This window comes from Streptomyces sp. NBC_00057, assembly GCF_045041165.1.
Lineage (GTDB): Bacteria > Actinomycetota > Actinomycetes > Streptomycetales > Streptomycetaceae > Streptomyces.
This window is the reverse complement of sequence record NZ_CP108256.1, coordinates 1,187,528-1,205,840: the sequence shown is the minus strand read 5'-3', so window position 1 is coordinate 1,205,840 and position 18,313 is coordinate 1,187,528. Positions and strand designations below refer to the sequence as shown.

Below are 18,313 nucleotides of genomic sequence, written 5' to 3'. Positions count from 1 at the left end.
ATGATGCTCCCTCTGGCCAGCGGCAGCCGGTGATCCTGGAGTGCTTCGCATATCCGCCGCGGCCCCGGGCCTCGTTTGATCTCAGCGCGGGGAGAGGTCCTCGGGGAGGAGCAGCCGCAGGTCGTCCAGGCTCGGTACCGGGACGGTGCTCAGCCGTCCCGCCTGATGGGTCATCATCTGCTCCAGCGTCTGCCGGGCCAGCCGAGCGTTGCCGAACGTCGCCCCCCTGGGGATGCCGTCGAAGTGGGTCCGCAGCGCGTTGGCCGTGCCGGGCGCGCACTCGTAGCCGTTGTCGGCCGCGTGCATGCGGACGATCGTGACCAGTTCGTCCGAGGAGTAGTCGGGGAACTCGATACGCCGCGGGAAGCGTGAGTCGAGGCCCGGATTGGAGCTCAGGAACCGGTTCATCTCCGCGGTGTACCCCGCCGCGATCACCACCACCTCGTCGCGGTGGTCCTCCATCAGCTTCAGCAGTGTCTCCACGGCCTCCTGGCCGAAGTCTGAGGATCCGGCGCCCGAGCGGGGCGTCAGGGTGTACGCCTCGTCGATGAACAGGACGCCTCCCAAAGCCCGTTCGAACACCTCCCGGGTCAGCTGCGCGGTGTGTCCGACATAGCGGCCCACCAGGTCCGCACGTGAGACCTCGACGAGCTGGCCGCGCGGCAGCACGCCCAGGGAGGCCAGCAGTTCGCCGTAGAGCCGCGCCACGGTTGTCTTGCCGGTGCCGGGCGGGCCGGCGAAGACCAGATGGTTGCTGATCCGGGGCGCGGGCAGGCCGGCCTCCTTCCTCCGGCGCGCGGTGGCGAGCAGATTGACCAGGTCGCCCACCTCGCGCTTGACGGCCGCGAGGCCCACCAGGGCGTCCAGCCGCAGCAGCGGATCCTCGTCCTGCCCGTCCTCCGGCGCGCCGCCCGCCGGGACGCCCACGTCCTCCGCGGTCAGCACGGTCAGCTCCCGCTCGCCCGCCTCCGGCAGGGTGGCCAGCCGGGATGCCTGCCGGTCCACCATCTCCTCGAAGACCTTGCGGGCGGTACGGCCGTTGCCGAAGCCCGCGTCACGGGGAATCCGCTCGAAGCGGGTGAGCAGTGCGGTCCGCGCCGCCGGATCCAGCTCGTAGTGGTGGCCGGTGCACATCCGCTCCACGATCGTGACCAGCTCGTCCGAGGTGTAGTCGCTGAACTCGACGCTGCGGCTGAAACGCGAGGCGAGACCCGGGTTGGACGCCAGGAAGTCCGTCATCTCCTTCGGATAGCCGGCCGCCACCACCACCACGTCCTCGCGGTGGTCCTCCATCAGCTTCACCAGGGTGTCGATCGCCTCGCGCCCGAAGTCGGCGCCACTGCCGCCGCCGTCGGAGAGCAGGGTGTACGCCTCGTCGACGAACAGCACCCCGCCCAGCGCCTTGTTGAAGGCCTCGGTGGTCTTGATGGCCGTCCCGCCGATGATCTGCGCCACCAGGTCCGCACGCGACACCTCCACCAGGTGCCCGGAGCGCAGCACGTCGAGCGAGGCGAGGATGGAGCCGTACAGCCGGGCGACGGTGGTCTTGCCGGTGCCGGGCGGGCCCGCGAAGACCAGGTGGCGGCTCATCGGCGGAGCGGGCATGCCGATGCTCGCCCTGCGCTGCGCCATCCGGTTGAGGTTGATCAGCGTCAGCACCTGCTGTTTGACCTCGTCGAGGCCGATCAGCGACTCCAGCTCGGCCACCGGGCCCGTACCGGACCGGGTTTCGGCCGCCGCCGGGGCCGCTCCGCCGGGCAGCCGCCCGTCGCCCGCCGCCTCCGCGTCCTCCGCGGTGCCCCAGGCGTCCGGGGCACCGTTCTCCGCACTGGCCAGCCCCTCGACGGCGAGCCGGTCGCCGCGCACCGTCTGGCGCACTCCGCTGCCCCGGTTGGCGCGGACGGTGCAGCCGGTCAGCGACACGGCGTCGGTGCCCTCCACCCGTATGCCGTCGGCGCCCGAACCGGTCACCTCGCAGCCGTTGAGGGAGGCCCGCGCGCCCGCGGACACCAGTACGCCGTACTCGACGGACCCCGTCACCACGGCACGTACGGCCGCCAGTTCGCCCTCGGGTGCGATGTGGACGCCCGCGCCGCCGGACTCCTCGACCCCGGTGTCCCGCAGCGTGAGCGTACCGAGCGCCCCGATGTGGATTCCGGCCCCGGCGGAGGTACGCAGCCGGCCCTTGCCTACGAACAGATTGCCGTGGCCCGAGACATGGACCGCCGAGTCGCCCGACCGCTCGACGACGCACTCCTCCAGCCGCCCCCTGCCGTCCTTGACGACCTCCACGCCGTGCGTGCCGGCGCCGGTGACCGTGGCCCGCAGCAGCAGCGGGTTGGCGCCGCCGCGGATCACGATTCCGGACCCGCCGCTGTCCCGTACCTCAAGGCGGTTGAACTCGGCGGCCGAGTCCTCGTCGAGCAGCACGCCGGTGCCCTTGGCGTCATGGACGACGGTGTCCGTCAGCACCGGTGAGGAGAAGCCGGTGACGCGTACGCCGGGTTCCTCGGCGGTGGCGAACACGCACTCCTCGAACGTGCCACGGCTGCGCTCGGTCACCAAAAGGCCGTGCCCGCCGGTCCGTTCGGTACTGCACCGGGCCAGCGTCGGTGAACTGCCGCCGCCCAGGACGAATCCGTGCCCGGTGACGTCGCTGACGGCGACGTCCTCCAGGACGACCGGCCCGGCGCTGTTCACGAACACGCCGACGACGGCCTTGAGGACCGTGCCGCGCACCATCCTGACCGAACTCTCCTCCTCGACGGCGACGCCCGGCTTGCCGGTCGCCGATATCGCGCATTCCTCCAGGAGGACGTGCGCCTGCCCGTTGGTGAGGACACCGTTGCCCTTGGTGTCCCTGAGCCGGCTGAAGCGCGCGGTGATCCTGCCCTGCTCACCGGCCACCACGGCGGACGTACCGAGGTGTTCGACGACGCAGTTCTCGAGGAAGCTCTCGGCCGAGGAGGTGGACACCACACCGGCGCCCACCGGGTTGCTGATCCGGCACTGACGCAGCGCCAGCGACCCGCCGTCCCGCGCGAAGAGCGCCGACCAGGCCGAACCGTGGATGTCGCACCGGTCCATCGCGAGCTGCCCGCGCGGCGCGTCGACCACGGGCAGTTCGTCGTCGTGCCCGCGCAGCACGAGATCCCTGACCATCACCGCGTCCCCGGTGAGTGTCAGCGCCGTACCGCGCCGGGGCGCCAGCTCCACCGTCCCCTCGCCCTCGGCGGCGGTCAGGGTGATCGCGGCCGAGACCGTCAGGCTCTCCTCGTACCGCCCCGGAGCGATCCTGACGACCGCTCCGGCACGGGCCCGTGCGACGGCCTCCCCGACGGTGCGGTGGTCGCCCGTCCCGTCGGCGGCGACGGTGAGTATCTGGCGTGACACTTATCTGACCTCCCGGACCCCTGCGCCGTAGGTACGGGGCGGAGACGCGCGGCATGTAGGGCGTGGGAAACTGCTGTGCCCATCATGCCTGTTGCCGCAGGTCGCCCGCCATGGTGGTCGGCGTTCCGGGGCCGCCGGGGCACGGGTCCGGGGCGTGTTCCGGGGCAGGTACCGGTGGTGCGGGGAGCGTCGTTACCATCGGCGCATGCGATCTTCGAGGTCCTCGGTGTCCCACGCACTCGGGCCGGCAGCACTGGCCGCCCTGCTCCTGATACCCGGCACCGCGGCTCCGGCCGGTGCGGCGGGGGACGCGGACAGCCCCTCGCTGCCGGGAATGCCCGCCACTGTCGCCGACGGCCGCCCGTGCACTCCGGGATCCGCCAAGAAATCTGCCCAAGTCCCCTGGGCGCAGAGCTTCCTGGGGATCGACAGGGCCTGGGAGCTCAGCCGTGGCGCGGGGGTCAAGGTCGCCGTCATCGGCACCGGAGCGGACCTGCGGCGGGTTCCGGCGCTGGACGGCCGGGTCACCGGCGGCCCGGATGTGGTGGCGGGCGGCACCGTGCGGGACGACTGCGTCGGATACGGCACGTTCCTCGCCGGGATCGTGGCGGGCGGGCAGCAGCAGGGTGTCAAGGCGGCCGGCGTCGCCCCGGAGGCCGAGGTGATCGCGGTGCGGGCCACCGACAAATACGGTGCGACCACACCCGAGGCGCTGGCCAAGGGCATCAGGGCGGCCACCGACTCGGGGGCGCAGATCGTCCACGTGGCGCTGAGCGTCCCTTCCGCACCGAAGCAGCTCAAGGACGCCGTCCTCGCCGCGCAGAAGGCCGGTGCGCTGGTGGTGGCGCCCGCCTCGGCACGGGAGTGGGAGCGCGGCGCGGCGGCATCGCAGACGGCGAACGGGCCCGCCTACCCGGCGGCGCTGCCCGGGGTGCTCGCCGTTTCCTCGGTGGGGCCGGGCGGCGAACCGGAAGCACCGGGCACGGAGAAGGGGCGGCGTACGCAGCCCAGGCTGAGCGCCCCCGGCGTCTCGGTGACGGGGCCGGGGCCGGGCGGCCGCGGCCAGTTCACCGGCAACGGCGACGCGGTGGCCGGCGCCTTCGTGGCCGGTACGGCGGCCCTGGTCCTCTCCTACCACCCCCGGCTGACCGCCGAGCAGGTCGCGCATCGGCTGGAGTCCACCGCCTACGGGGCCGTGGGTGACACGCCGGACCCCGGCATCGGGCTGGGGATCGTCGATCCGGTGCGGGCGCTCTCCGCCGTACTCCCCGAGGAACACACACAGTCCCCGGCCGTAACGGAGAACGCCTCCGCACCGGCAGTCCCGCCGCTCGACCCGCCGGAGGCGCGCAACCGGGCGCTGGCCGTGGCCGGCGGGGCGACAGGGGTGACGCTGCTGGTCGCCTTCCTGGCGTTCGTACTGCCCAGAGGCCGCCGCCGGGGATGGCGGGCCGGCCGGGCGGCAGGTCGTCCTGCCGCGGAAGCGGACTGAGCCCCGGCCATCACCGCTGGGCGGCAGCGGCGTCAACGTCCGGCGATCCCTTCGGCCGGTCTCGACATCCGGTGACCCGCTCGGCCGGCCTCAACGTCCGACGATCCGCCGCAGCCACCGGGAACGGGCATCGTGGGCATCCTGGCTGAGGACCGCCCGCGGCGCGAGGGTGTCGAACCCGTGGAAGGCGCCGGGCCACACATGCAGTTCGGCCTCGCCACCGGCCCGCCAGATCGCGTCGGCGTAGGCCACGGCCTCGTCCCTGAAGGTCTCGGCCGACCCGGCCTCGATGTAGGCCGGGGGCAGCCCGGACAGATCTGTGGCGCGGGCGGGTGCGGCGTAGGGCGACAGGCCGGCAGCGCCGTACCGGTCGCCGAGCACCGCCTGCCACGCGGTCGCGTTGGAGGTCCGGTCCCAGGTGTCGAGGCCGGCCATCTGGTAGCTGGAGAACGTGGTGCCGCGGTCGTCGAGCATCGGGCTCAGGAGCAGCTGACCGATCGGGACCGGTCCGCCGCGGTCGCGGGTCAGCAGGGCGAGTGCCGCGGCGAGACCGCCGCCCGCGCTCTTGCCCCCGAGAATGACGCGGTCCGCGTCGAGGCTCAGTGCGGCCGCGTCGTCGGCCGCCCGGACGAGTCCGGCGTAGCAGTCCTCCACGGGACCGAGGTACGGCGCCCATGGCGCCAGCCGGTACTCGACGGAGATGACGGCGAGCCCCAGCGGCAGAGCCCATTCCCGGAGCAGCCGCGGAAGTACGGACCAGGCGTTGCCCATGATCATGCCGCCGCCGTGCATGTAGTACAGCAGCGGCAGGGGCCCGGCGGCACCGGCGGGCCGTGCGCTGACGAGCCTGACCTCCCGCCCGTCCCGGTCCGCGGGCGTCCGCAGCTCCTCCACCTCGAACCGGCCGTCGGCCCGGAGTTCGCCGAGGGCCGGTCTGGGGCGGGCGGCGGCATCCCGCTCCTGCCTGGCCGCGAGACCCTCCGGCGTCAGCGGCTCACGTGCCTCCGCCCCCATGGCCGCCAGCGCGGCACGCAACTCCGGGTCGAACGCAGGCGCGTGCCGCGCCGGCGAGTCGGGGCGGTGCTCCGACGGCCTTCCACCGGTATCCACGACAGGACCTCCCCGGACCGGAGGATGCCTGGCGGCATCCCGACCGGGACAGCCTGCCAGCACAACCGCGCCGGCAGCACCCGGGGGCAGTCCGGCCGTGCACGCGAAGTCCCGTTGTACGCCCGGTAGATGAAGTGGGCGGGACGGGACTTCGCGTACATGCCTAGGCTTCGCCCTCCGGGTCCGGCAGCAGCGGGGTCTGCACCTGCACCACACCCCTGCGCGTGATCAGCTGTGCCCGGCCGGGCGGCAGCTGCCTCGGCTTGGTGTCGTTGAACAGGTATCCCTCCGAGGGCGGGCAGGAGAGCAGCGCGGCAGGCGTGTTGACCTCCAGCAGCCGGCGCAGCAGCGGGTCGTTCATCGCCCGAGCCGCGCCGTTGGCGCTGCGTGCCACGATCAGGTGCAGACCGAGCTCCGCGCCCTGGGCGAGGTAGTCGAGCAGCGGCCCGAAGTGGTTGCTCATGTTGCCGCCGGACACCATGTCGTAGTCGTCCACGACCAGGAAGACCCGCGGGCCGCTCCACCAGTCCCGCCGCTTCAGCTGGGCGGGCGAGATGTCCGCGCCGGGCAGGCGCTCCTTCATGGCCCGTGCGACGCCGTCCACCGCCTGCTTGAGTACGTCGACGGAGACGGCGTAGCCCAGCCGGTGCGACTCGGGGACGCTCTCCAGCAGCCCGCGCCGGTAGTCGATCAGCAACACCCGCGCCTCGGCGGGGGTGTAGCGGTCGGTGACCGCCCGGCAGACCGAGCGCAGCAGGTTGGTCTTGCCGGTCTCCGCGTCGCCCACCACCACCAGGTGCGCGGTCTGTGCGAAGTCGTGCCACATGACGTCGAGCTGGTTGCCCTCCAGGCCCAGCGGCAGGCGCAGATCGCCGTCCGCGCCGACCTCGGCGTCGGGCAGCTCGGAGGGTTCCAGGACCGACGGCAAGGTGCGGACCGCGGGTGCGGGCGGGCCCTGCCAGTGCTCGGCCACCTGGGCCACGGCGTCGGCGACGCCCGCCCCGAGGTCCGAGGAGCTGTCGCCGCCGTCCAGCCGGGGCAGAGCGGTGAGGAAGTGGTGCTTGGAATCGGTCATGCCGCGGCCGGGTGACTTGGGGATGGTCGCGGCGGCCCGCATGTTGATCATGGAGTCCATGCTGTCGCCGAGCCGCAGCTCGAAGCGGGTGCCGAGCTGGTCCCGCAGCGCGGTGGGGATCTCCGACCAGCGGCCCGCCGCCACGATGAGGTGCACACCGTAGTTGAGGCCCCGCGCCGCCAGCGCCGTGAAGGTGTCCATGATGTCCATGAAGTCCTGACGGATCGTGCCCCAGCCGTCGACGACGAGGAACACATCGCCGTACGGCTCGTCGGGCATCTCACCGGCGGCCCGGCGGGCGCGCAGCATCGCCATGGAGTCGATGCCCAGCTCGGCGAACTGCTTCTCGCGCCGGGCCACCAGCCCGTGCACCTCGGCCAGTGTGCGCTGCACCCGCTCCAGGTCCAGCCGGCCCGTCACGCCGCCCACATGGGGCAGGTCACGGAGCGAACCGAGCGAACCCCCGCCGAAGTCCAGGCAGTAGAACTGGACTTCGCGCGGAGTGTGGGTGAGGGCGAGCGACATGATCAGGTCGCGTACGAGCGTGGACTTGCCGCTCTGCGGACCGCCCGCGATACCGACGTGCCCGCCCGCGCCGGACAGCTCGGCCACCAGGGGCTCGCGGCTCTGGTCGAAGGGCCGGTCGATGATGCCCACCGGCACCGTCAGCCGGCCGTGCAGCTCGGGATCGATGGTGGTGAGACCCCGCTCGGCGTGCGGCTCCACCCCCATCAGCAGGACGTCCAGCGACAGCGGGCTGTCCAGCGGCGGCAGCCAGACCCGGTGCGCGGGCCTGCCGCCCTCCCGCATCCGGGACACGGCCAGCGCGAGCAGGGACTCCTCGCTCTCCTCCTCCGCCACCGGCTGCGGGTCCGGGTCGGGCGCGGGGAGCCGGGGCGCGGTCCACTCCGTGCGGTACGGGACCACCTGACCGGCGACGGCCGATGCACCGACCCTGCGGGCGCCCTGATAGGGCCCGGAGACGTACGCGGCCTTGAACCGGACCAGGGTCCCGGTGTCCTTCTTCAGGATGGCGCTGCCGGGTACGGAGGGCAGCTGGTAGGCGTCCGGCACACCCAGGACGCCACGGCTCTCCATCGAGGAGAACGTCCGCAGCGCGATCCGGTACGACAGATGCGACTCCAGCTGGGTCATCCGGCCCTCGTCCAGCCGCTGCGAGGCGAGCAGCAGATGCACACCCAGACTGCGGCCCAGCCGTCCCACCATCACGAACAGATCCATGAAGTCACGGTGTGCGGAGAGGAGTTCGCTGAACTCGTCGACCACCACGAAGAGCGTCGGCAGCGGCTCCAGATCGGTCCCCGCCGCCCGCGCCGTCTCGTACTCGAACGCCGACGTGTAGTTCCCGGCGCTGCGCAGCAGCTCCTGGCGGCGCATCAGCTCACCGTGCAGGGCATCCTGCATGCGGTCCACCAGGGAGGACTCGTCGGCGAGGTTGGTGATGACGGCCGAGGTGTGCGGCAGACCGTCCAGGCCCAGGAACGTGGCGCCGCCCTTGAAGTCGACCAGGACGAAGTTCAGCTTCTCCGAGGAGTGGGTGAGCGCCAGTGCCAGCACCAGGGTCCGCAGCAGCTCCGACTTGCCGGAACCCGTCGCGCCGATCAGCACGCCGTGCGGGCCCATACCGCCCTGCGCCGCCTCCTTGATGTCCAGTTCCACCGGGGTGCCGTCACCGGCGAGCCCCAGCGGCACCCGCAGCCTGGCCCGTTCGCTGCGGTCGTCGCGCACGGCGTCCAGATCGACGGTGTGCAGGTCGGGGAGGCCGAGCAGGGTCGTCAGCTGCACGTCCGAGGTGAGTGCCTCACCGTTGTCCGTGGTGATGCCCATCCGATAGGGGGACAGCTGCGTGGCCAGTGCCCTGGCCCGCCGGGGACCCAGCACATCGGGCCTGCCGAGCGCGGACGTGGTCTCCTTCCCCGACCGGTCGGTGCTGACCAGTTCGAGCTGTTGCCCGGCGATCCGCAGCCGCAGGGTGTGGCGGGACTGACGCCAGGGCAGGGAGCCGGACACGTCCAGCGTCACCGTGTTGCGGTAACCGTCGGTGGCCAGCCGGGAGTCGGCGGGCGTCCGGGCGCTGTCCAGGACCACGACGCAGTAGGGCTCCTCGGTGCTCGGGACGGCGTCCGTCTCGAATGCGGGCCGGCCGGTCAGTTCCTCGCCGAGCAGTGATTCGAGACCCAGGACGGAATCGGTGACCAGCCGCACGGGGCCCCCGCCGTCGACGTCCGTCGGATGCTGGGCGTGCGGCAGCCACTTCACCCACTCCCAGGCGTCCCGGCGGTCATGGTCCGCCAGCACCACGATCCGCAGGTCCTGCGGCGCGTGGAACACACTCAGCTGGGCCAGCAGGGCCCGCACCATCGCGTGCGCGGCCTCCTCCTCGGACTGGAGCAGGACGCGTGCGTAGGTACGCAGATAGACCGCGACCGGCTGGTCGGGCACCGTGCCGTACGCCTTGATGAAGCGCCGCAGGGCGTGCGCGGACAGCGGCTCCAGATCCTCGACCGGCTTGGTGCTCAGCGGTGTCAGCTTCGTCGCCAACTGCTGTTCGCCCACCGCGATCCGCACCTCGGCGAAGTCCGCGTGCGCTGCCCGCCGCTCCCACAGCCTGGCCGTCGGCACCAGGCTCCACAGGGATGCCGGGTCCGGGTGCGACCACGCCTGCGCCTCCCGCTGCTGGGTGATCACCTTGCGTATGCGCCTGCGGCTGATCGACAGGTACCGCATGTAGTCGCGCCGCTCACCGAGCAGCGCCCGCTTGCGGTCCCCGGAAGCCCGGATGATCTGTGAGACCAGCATGCCGACGGCCGACAGCGCCATCAGGCCGATGGCGACGTACATCATGGGGCCGCCGCCGCTGCCGGGACGCAGGAAGATGAGCACCATGCCGAGCGAGCTGAGCGCCATCGGCATGTACGTGATCATGTTGCCCATCGCGCTCTGCGTCTCCGGCACCGTGGGCGGCTCCTGGAGGCTCAGTTCGCCATGGGGCATCTCGGGGCCAAGACGCCGGGGAGGCCTCTTGAAGAGGACCACGCTCAAAGGGAATCGCCTTCCTGAGGGGTGCCGGCGGTTGCCGTGACGCGTCTTCGGGATGACAGAACGTCAAACGCCGACGATACGGCCGACGGTGCGGGAGTGCAGGCCGGGGGATGGGCGGGGGCGGGGCCGCCGATCTTGGCGGCACCCCACAACGTACAGACTGCACGCACAAGTTAATGTGATCAATCTGACCGCGTCGACCACTGTCCTGGAAGGCGATGAAACGCGCTTGACCGACATATCCGCGGCACCCCTGTGCCGCCTCACGGTGCTGACGCCCGACCGCTCCGTCGAACTCGCCGTACCGTCCGACATCGTGCTCGCCGATCTGATGCCGACCATCGTCGACCACGGGGGCACCGACCTCTACGAACGTGGCGCGCAGGCGGGCGGCTGGGTGCTCCAGCGCCTCGGCCAGGAACCCCTCGACGACGAGAACACCCTCGGCGACCTGGGCCTGCACGACGGCGAAACGGTACATCTGCGCCTGCGCGGGGACGCCCTCCCCGAGATCCACTACGACGACCTCGTCGACGGGCTCTCCAGCCGGCTGCGCGAACGCCCCGACTCCTGGCGGCCGGTGTGGTCGCACCACCTCATGACCGCGCTCGCCCTGAGCACCCTCGCCACCGGCCTGCTGCTCCTGCTGCTGCCCGGTTCCACGGGGCTCAGGACGGTCTGCGCGGCGGCGACCGCGATCCTCCTGCTGGCCGGTGCGGCGGCCGCCTCACGGGCGGTCGGCGACGTCGGCGCGGGCGCCGCGCTCGGTGCGGCTGCCGTCCCCTACCTCGCCCTGGCCGGAGCCCTGGTGCCCCAAGGGGCCGAGTCCGACGCGGAACTGGGCGCCCGGCTGCTCGCGGGCTGCTCCGCGGCGGCCGGCGCCGCCGTGCTCGCACTGGCCGCCGTGGGCGCGTGCGCCCCGCTGTTCCTGGCCGCCGCCCTGGCCGCGGTCCTCGGAGCAGTCGGGGGAGCCGTGATGCTCTTCGGCGTCCCGGCCACCGGCACGGCCGCCCCGCTGATCCTGGCGGTCGTCCTGCTGGGACACTTCCTGCCGTCCCTGGCGTTCCGCCTGTCCGGACTGAAGGTGCCGCTGCTGCCCACCAACGCGGGCCAGCTCCAGGAGGGCATCGAGCCCACCCCGGACGAGCGGATCGCCGCCCGGGGCGCCGTCGCCGACAGCTACCTCACGGGCCTCTACGGCGCCACCGGGCTGGTGGCCGCGGGCTGCCTCACGGCGCTGGCGTTCGAGACGTCCTGGGCGCCGCTCACCCTGGCGGCGGTCCTGTGCGCGCTGATGTTCACGCACGCACGGGCGATCGGCGGCGCCTGGCAGCGGCTCGCCGTCGTCCTGCCGGCCGCCTACGGTTCCGTACTGCTGACGGTGCAGCTGGTCCTGCGGACCGACGACGGGTCCCGGCCGCTGCTGCTCGCCGGTCTGCTGGCCGTCGCGGCCGTGCTCGCCATCACGGGCTGGACGCTCCCCGGCCGTCGCCTGGTGCCCTACTGGGGGCGCGCGGTCGACCTGCTGCACCTGCTCTTCGCCATCGTCCTCGTCCCGCTGGCCCTGCTCGTCGCCGGTCTCTACCAGTACCTGCGGGGCCTCAACAGCTGAGCCCGCTGTCCGGCGTCCGCCGTCGGACAGCCGGCGGATCCCGGGGTCCGGCGGCCGAAAGCCCCGGTACCCCGGGCCCTCGCGCGCCGGGCCGATGCCCGGTCGGAAAGGCAAGGAATGCAGTCCAGGCGGGACCAGGTCCACGCGCACATGTTCGTCATGAGCCGGCTGTCACTGGGAATGCTCCGGGACGACCCGGACGCCCCCGAGTCCGCACACCGGCGGACCACGAAGGGCTTCGTCATCGGCCTCGTGGTCGCGGCCCTGGCCGCGCTCATCGTCGCGGTGTACGGGCTGGTGGTGCCCGGCGGCTCGAACGCGTGGAAGGCCACCGGAACGCTGGTGCTCGACGAACGTTCGGGCGCCCGCTACCTCACGCTCGACGGAGTCCTCCACCCGGTCCTCAACGAGACCTCGGCCAGACTGCTGGCGGGTGACCGGATGAAGGTGGTGAGCGTCAAGCCCGCCTCCATCGAGGACGCCCCGCGCGGCGCGACCCTGGGCATCGTCGGCGCGCCGGACCCGCTGCCGCAGGCGGGCGCGCTCAGCCGCGAGGCCTGGTCGGTGTGCGCCACCCGGCCCGACGCCGCCTCGGAGCCGCTCCTCACCCTGGCCGTCGGCCTGACCGCCGAGGGCAGGCCCGTGACCTCGGACGGGGCCACCCTGGTCCGTACCGTCCCGGGCGGCACCACGTACCTCCTCTGGCACGGCACCCGGCTGCGACTGAACACCGCGAACTACGCGGTCCAGGCGCTGGGTTACGACCCCGACGGGGCGTACCCGGTCCCGGACGCGTTCCTCAACGCCCTGCCGGCGGGCCCGGATCTGGCGGTGCCGGAAGTGTCCGGACGCGGCAAGGCGGGCCCCTCGCTGGCCGGCCGCCCGACACGGATCGGGCAGCTCTTCGACGGCTCCGGCGGCCACTACCTGCTGACGGAGCGCGGGCTGACCAAGGTCACCGCGCTGGAGGAGGCACTGCTGAAGGGCGATCCACGTACCCAGCGGACCGCCTACGCCGGAGGAGCAGTCGTACTCCAGAAGATCGGTCCGGACGACCTGGCGCGCCACCAGGACCCAAAGGCGACCCGACTCGTGGGAGCCGGGGGCGGTACGGTCCCGACCGGTCTGCCCAGGCCCAGCCCGGTCGGCGCGGGGGAGGGCGTCTGTGCCGTCGTCGGCACCGCGGACGGCAGGCCGACGGTCTCGGTCGTCCTGCCCCGCGCGGACGCGGTGGGCGGCCGGGCGGTGTCCAACCAGCCCGGAATCACCGCGGGTTCCGGAACCGCCGACCTGTTCGCCGTACGTCCGGAAGGCGGCGCCCTCGTCACGGCACTCTCCTCGGCGGGCACCGGCACGGCCTACTACCTGGTCACCGAGTCGGGTGCCAAGTACCCGGTCCCCGGGGGCGAGAAGGGACTCCAGCGGCTCGGGTACAGAGCCGATCAGTCCGTGCCCATCCCGTCCGGAGTCCTCGGGATGCTCGCGTCGGGGCCCGCGCTGGACGACACGGCCCTGCTGACGCAGGGACTCGTGGAAGCCCCGGAGAACACGACATCGCGATAGCCGATTCCCCTCCGCCTTAAGGGAATTGAGGTTCCTTTGAGGATAGGAGGGCCGGGGGCATGCGCTTTCTCCGGCATTTCCGCAGCTCACGCACGTATCGCAGATGAACACTCAGATTGTCGGGGTACATTCGTGCCAAGATCCCGTACGGCGTATTAACCTGATGATCCGTCGACTCCCGGAGGGCGTGATTCCGGTGTGGTCGGCCTGTCGTGCGCCCGTGGTGCCGCCGTGTTCCCGCAGTGTCCAGGAGGACCCCCATGTCTGATGTCTCCGGCTTCAACGTCAACTCGGCCGATGGCCTGTCCAACGATGAAACAGCGATGCTCGAGACGCTGAAGACGCTGGACCAGCATCTTCGCGACATGGATGAGGCGGGCCGCAAGGTCAGGACCATCCAGGGCCAGGTCCGGGCCGCCTACCAGGCGGGTTCCTCGGAGACCCACGCGGCGGGCATCGACGAGTGGCTCAGGGCGCACGGCCGGGTCATGGAGCGCACCCAGTTCTTCCGCGAAGGCACCGCGATGGCCAACCGGCTCCTCACGGACGCCGAGCACGAGGCACAGGGCTACGCCGCCGGTATCGCCGGCACGATCAACCCCGGGTGACCTTCTCCGCCTTTCTCCCCGCCTTTTCTTCCCCGCTCTCTTAACCGTCTTACGAGGAGTTCCGCCATGACCGTCAAGATCAGCCACCAAGGGGTCCTGGACGCCGTCAAGAACATGGACTCGGCCCAGCAGGAGATGAAGGAGGCGCTCGCCTGGATGGAGAAGAACTTCGGCGCGCTGCGCGACACCCTGAGCGGTCAGACCCGTACCTCCTGGGAGGAATTCCAGGCGGAGCTGGGCCGGATCAAGCTGCAGCTCGACGAGCAGTACGGGGTCGCCCGCACCACTCTCCAGCGGATGCACGCCCGGCAGATCGACGGAGACCTCGACGGCGGCCGCGGCCTGAACAACCTCCAGGGCAGCTGACCCGGCCGGCCGAATCGACTTCTGTGAGGTGTGAGCATGGCTGACGACGCGACTCCGGGCGACATCTACCAGTCGACCGACGGCGTCTATCTCAGGTACGCGAATCAGGAGATCCCCAGGTTCCGCCGTGACCTCACGGTCAAGCCGGACTATGTGAGCCTGGGATCGAAGATCCCGCTCGCCATCGGAAACCCCGAGAAGTGCACACAGGCGAAGGCGCTGGAAGGTCAGCTGGAGGCGTACCGCGCGAGCATGCGAACCCGGTACGAGACGGCCATCACGCTCCTGAACAACTTCTCGGCCAGCCTGCGGGACGTCGAGGCCAAGCACCAGGACGCCGAGGACGACTCGACGAGCATCGGTGGTGCCCTCGCCGACGAGTTCTCCGAGATCCTGACCCCGAAGGGAAAGTGAAACCATGGTCGCGGTGCCCCCCGGGATGCCGGCCAAGTGGGAGGACATCCTCGCCATGTTTCACGACGGCACCACCAAGCTTCCGGACCGGAACCTTGTGGCGGGGCCGGGGTCCAAGCGGTGGATCGCCTCGGCGGTGAACGGGGCCTGGTCCGATACCGCTACGAGGAGCGGCGGCGAGGACTGGGGGTTCGACGGGTACAAGGCATACTATTTTGCCTCCAGGTCGGAGAAGCCGTACCTCGTTTTCGGATTCAGGTATGACTGGAAGGAATTCGGCAACGACCCGGGGCCGTTGAGTGATTTCACGGGGGCCGCCGGGGCCATCTTCGGCTCCGTCTGGGCGGGTACCAACAAGGACACCAATCCGCTGATGTCCAAAAAAGCGGCCGAGGTGTTCAACAACATGGATCTGTGGACCGGCGGGTGGGCCGTCGAGTTCAACAAGTGGGCCGAGAGTGTGGGAAACGGCTCGGAGGAACTCGAAGGGAAGTCCGCGGCTCTCTTCGAAGCCGTGCTCCTCGCGGTCAAGCGTTCTCTCCTGGAGACACAGTCCTACTACATGAGCGGCGTCATCAAGAGCGACCTGGAAGCCGTGAGTTCCAAGCTGAAGACGACCATAGATGTTCTGGCGAAGAATGCCTGGGATTGGTTCGAAAAGCGGGAGACAGTGCCGGTGGTCGCAGGGCAGAAGCCCCGCGAAGCAGGTCCCATCTCCATGCCCTTCACCCACCTCTACGCCGAATTCCTGCGGGCGTTGGCAGCCAAGACCTTCACCACGGATTACCGGGACAGGTTCGACGGTCTGGATTTCGAGAGTGTGGAAGGCGAAGCCAAGCTGAGCTGGCTCGCCGGAGTCAAGACCGAACTGGACGACGCGTCCGCACAGACGATGCTCGACCTGGCGACGGCCTACGACAAGGCGAGCGCGAAGCTCTCCGACGCGAATGCTGTCGTGAAGCCGACATTCACCATCTCGCTGACGCCCGAGGAGCAGAAGGACTTCTACGGCGCCACGGGTACCGGCGATGACGGCGGCCCGGGCGGCGCCGACGACTTCCTCAACAAGTTCAAGGAGATGTTCGGCGGCGGCGCGGGCGGTGACGGCGCGGGCGGCACCGGAGGCGGTTCCGGCGGTGCGGGCGGCGGCGATCTCGACCTCGGTGCCCCGCCTCCGGTCACCGGGCCGAGCGGCAGCACTTCCGGCACCAATCTACCGAAGACCAACAACCTCGGCCTCGGCCCGAATCCGGTCACCGGCCCCAACGGCAGCACTTCCGGCACGGGCGGCGGCGGGTCCCTGACAGTTCCGGCCGGATCGCGCATCGATCCCAAGACCGGTGCCGTCACCGACTCCAAGGGCAAGCCGGTCCTCGGTGCGGACGGCAGGCCCCTGGTCGTGCCGCCCGGCTCCACCATCGGCCCCGGCGGCAAGATCATCTCGCCCGCCGGCCCGAAGCCGCCGACGCTTCCGAACGGCTCCACCTCGGGGGGGAACCCGCCGCGTGGCTTCGGAATCGACGCCGAAGGCAACGTCATCGTCCCCAAGGGCACCAAGGTGGACGCCCACGGAAATCTGATCGGCGCGGACGGCAAGCCGCTGACCAACGCGTACGGCGGGAAGCTCACCGTTCCGCCCGGCTCCCGGATCAACGCCGACGGCACCATCAGCGACCCGCAGGGCAAGCACATCACCGAGAGCAGCAACAACCTGAAGACCCGCAACCCCAAGACGCTCGACGAGCTGTTCAACGGTCAGCGCCGTCCGTCCACGTCGAGCGGTGAGCTCTTCGGTGGCTCGAAGGGGGCCTCCGAGAACCTCCGCAGGATGGTCGACAGCAACGGCAACGCGATCCGGGAACCGTCTTCCGTCGTGTCCGGGCTCAGCAACCGGGCCCGCGCGGCCATGGGGCTGCCCGCGACCCCGGCTGTTCCGCCCACGCAGGGCAAGGTGTCCACCCAGTCGCTCGGCGCCCTCGGACGGGGCGGCGCGGGGGGCGGGACGGGGAGCGGCATGCCCTTCATGCCGCCCATGGGCATGGGTGGCGGTGGTGGTGCCCCGGGCGGCGGGGCCAACGGCGGTGACCGGCAGCGCAACGTATGGCTGTCGGAGGACGAAGAGGTGTGGGGCACCGAGCCCGACGCCGGAACGGGCGTGATCGGACGATGAGTTCCACAGGTGCAGAGGCGGCCGGGACACCTCCCGGGGACGAGGATTCCGTCATGCCGCCGGTGCCCGACGACATCCGCGCCGCGGCGCGCACCGCACCCGAGCACTGGTTCGGCACGGTGGACCCCGCGTGGAGCGGGGACGGTGAGCCGCCGCTGTGGGCGGTGATCGGGCAGTGGCGCTCCGACGCCGACGGCGAGATCGTCGAATGGCAGCGGAACGACAAGTACCGGCCGTCTCCCGGCATGCTGGGCTGGCCCGAACCGACCGACGACGTGGATGCCGCCATGCAGCTCGCGGCCACCGGCTACGGCCCGGTCGAGGGCGTCGCCCTGGCCGTGGTCACGGCCGAACTGGCCGTCCTGACCGCTCCCGGCGGTGGCGCGGTCAGCGCCTGCACCCCGGACGGCGACCCGGTGGTGCCGGTGTTCACCGCGCCCGCCCATCTGGAGCGGGCGGGCGCGCTGGCCCACCAGGTGCTGCCCGTCTCGGAGGCGTTCGCACTCGTACCCGAAGGCCAGGACCTGTACCTCAACCCGACGGGCCCCGTCGCTCTGCGGCTGTCCGCGGACGACCTGTCCCGCGCGGTCGACGTGCTGGAAGCGGCGGCGGAAGGCAAGGAGGAGCAGTACTGATGGTGTCGTTCCAGGAACAGCTCGCGGAGGCCATGGCCGGCCTCGCCGAGCAGACGAAGAAGATCCAGCAGGTCCAGGAGGAACTGGCCAGGGCGTCCGCCTCGGCAACCTCCAAGGACCGGATGGTGACCGCAACGGTCAACGCCCACGGCGAGATCCTCTCGTTCAAGTTCCACACAGAGGGCTACCGCACGATGCCGGGGGCTCAGCTCGCCGAGGTGCTGAAGACCACCGTCAACGCGGCACGCACGGAGATGAATTCCAAGGTCAGCGGCTCGGTACGGCCGTTGATGGGCAGTCAGGAGGAGCTGGCGAGCGGACTCTTCGGCGGTGGTGAGCTCGACGATCTGCTCGCTCCGCTGCGCGCGATGCAGCCCGAGGGGCTGACGGAGACGGTGCTGGGCGGCGGGCGCAAGCCGTCCGGGAACCGCGGCGAGGAGGACGAGTTCTATGGCTGATGGAACCCTGAGCGTTCCGGGGGATCTCCCGCGCCGGTTCACCCAGTTCGGCACCATCTCAAGGATCGTCGGTGAACTGGGCGTCCTCAACGACCACATCAACCTGGAGAACAGGACCGCGGGCGGCAAGGACGATGTGTACGCGAAGGAGTACCACAAGTTCGTCGACTCGACGGGCAAGGGGCTCACGTACGGCCTCGAAGGCCTCTCCGATCTGCTCGAAATGGTCGGCATCAGCGGCAACAACGCCTCGGTCATCCTGAACGACGCCGAGGACGACGCCAACCACATCGCCGCCGGCTGAGCCGGCCGAACCCCGAAGACGCGGCACCACACAATGGCGATTGAGGTTTC

13 protein-coding genes are annotated in these 18,313 nt (G+C 71.1%); 10 read left to right on the top strand and 3 right to left on the bottom strand.

Going from position 1 to position 18,313, the window contains the following annotated elements; genetic code table 11:
• Positions 1-81 precede the first annotated feature (81 nt).
• The gene (locus OG953_RS05845) at positions 82-3,393 is read right to left on the bottom strand and encodes a right-handed parallel beta-helix repeat-containing protein (protein WP_405682887.1); all 3,312 of its coding nucleotides are present in this window, start codon (positions 3,391-3,393) and stop codon (positions 82-84) included.
• A 205-nt stretch (positions 3,394-3,598) separates the two neighbouring features.
• Here OG953_RS05845 and OG953_RS05840 point away from each other — a divergent pair, with 205 nt between their 5' ends.
• Positions 3,599-4,885 carry a S8 family serine peptidase gene (locus tag OG953_RS05840; RefSeq protein ID WP_405682886.1) on the top strand — a complete coding sequence of 429 codons (1,287 nt, stop codon included), beginning with the start codon at positions 3,599-3,601 and terminating at the stop codon, positions 4,883-4,885.
• Positions 4,886-4,975: 90 nt separating this feature from the next.
• On the opposite strand, the gene OG953_RS05835 is transcribed toward OG953_RS05840, so the two are convergent.
• On the bottom strand, positions 4,976-5,995 hold the full coding sequence (locus OG953_RS05835) for an alpha/beta hydrolase (protein ID WP_405682885.1): 1,020 nt from the start codon (positions 5,993-5,995) through the stop codon (positions 4,976-4,978).
• 163 nt (positions 5,996-6,158) lie between these two features.
• The gene (gene eccCa, locus OG953_RS05830) at positions 6,159-10,085 is read right to left on the bottom strand and encodes a type VII secretion protein EccCa (RefSeq protein ID WP_405691659.1); all 3,927 of its coding nucleotides are present in this window, start codon (positions 10,083-10,085) and stop codon (positions 6,159-6,161) included.
• A gap of 277 nt (positions 10,086-10,362) precedes the next feature.
• On the opposite strand from eccCa, the gene eccD reads away from it, so the two are divergent.
• The 9 genes from eccD (at position 10,363) to OG953_RS05785 (ending at position 18,263) form a co-directional block, all read left to right on the top strand.
• Complete coding sequence (eccD, locus tag OG953_RS05825) at positions 10,363-11,745, top strand: type VII secretion integral membrane protein EccD (RefSeq protein ID WP_398629467.1); 1,383 nt, start codon at positions 10,363-10,365, stop codon at positions 11,743-11,745.
• Between the two features lie 117 nt (positions 11,746-11,862).
• Positions 11,863-13,308 (top strand): type VII secretion protein EccB, encoded by a 1,446-nt coding sequence (eccB, locus tag OG953_RS05820; RefSeq protein ID WP_405682884.1) that lies wholly within the window; start codon positions 11,863-11,865, stop codon positions 13,306-13,308.
• 260 nt (positions 13,309-13,568) lie between these two features.
• Positions 13,569-13,916 (top strand): hypothetical protein, encoded by a 348-nt coding sequence (locus OG953_RS05815; protein WP_405682883.1) that lies wholly within the window; start codon positions 13,569-13,571, stop codon positions 13,914-13,916.
• A 66-nt stretch (positions 13,917-13,982) separates the two neighbouring features.
• On the top strand, positions 13,983-14,282 hold the full coding sequence (locus OG953_RS05810) for a hypothetical protein (RefSeq protein ID WP_405682882.1): 300 nt from the start codon (positions 13,983-13,985) through the stop codon (positions 14,280-14,282).
• 36 nt (positions 14,283-14,318) lie between these two features.
• Complete coding sequence (locus OG953_RS05805; RefSeq protein WP_405682881.1) at positions 14,319-14,696, top strand: hypothetical protein; 378 nt, start codon at positions 14,319-14,321, stop codon at positions 14,694-14,696.
• A gap of 4 nt (positions 14,697-14,700) precedes the next feature.
• The gene (locus tag OG953_RS05800; protein WP_405682880.1) at positions 14,701-16,866 is read left to right on the top strand and encodes a hypothetical protein; all 2,166 of its coding nucleotides are present in this window, start codon (positions 14,701-14,703) and stop codon (positions 16,864-16,866) included.
• Positions 16,867-16,919: 53 nt separating this feature from the next.
• Entirely contained in the window at positions 16,920-17,501 is a 582-nt protein-coding gene (locus OG953_RS05795; protein WP_405682879.1) for a type VII secretion system-associated protein, read from the top strand.
• Positions 17,501-17,959, top strand: a complete 459-nt coding sequence (locus OG953_RS05790; RefSeq protein ID WP_405682878.1) for a YbaB/EbfC family nucleoid-associated protein — start codon at positions 17,501-17,503, stop codon at positions 17,957-17,959. Before OG953_RS05795 ends, OG953_RS05790 begins: the two co-directional genes overlap by 1 nt.
• Positions 17,952-18,263: a hypothetical protein gene (locus tag OG953_RS05785; protein WP_405682877.1), complete on the top strand. Its 312-nt coding sequence runs from the start codon at positions 17,952-17,954 to the stop codon at positions 18,261-18,263. Before OG953_RS05790 ends, OG953_RS05785 begins: the two co-directional genes overlap by 8 nt.
• Positions 18,264-18,313: the final 50 nt, after the last annotated feature.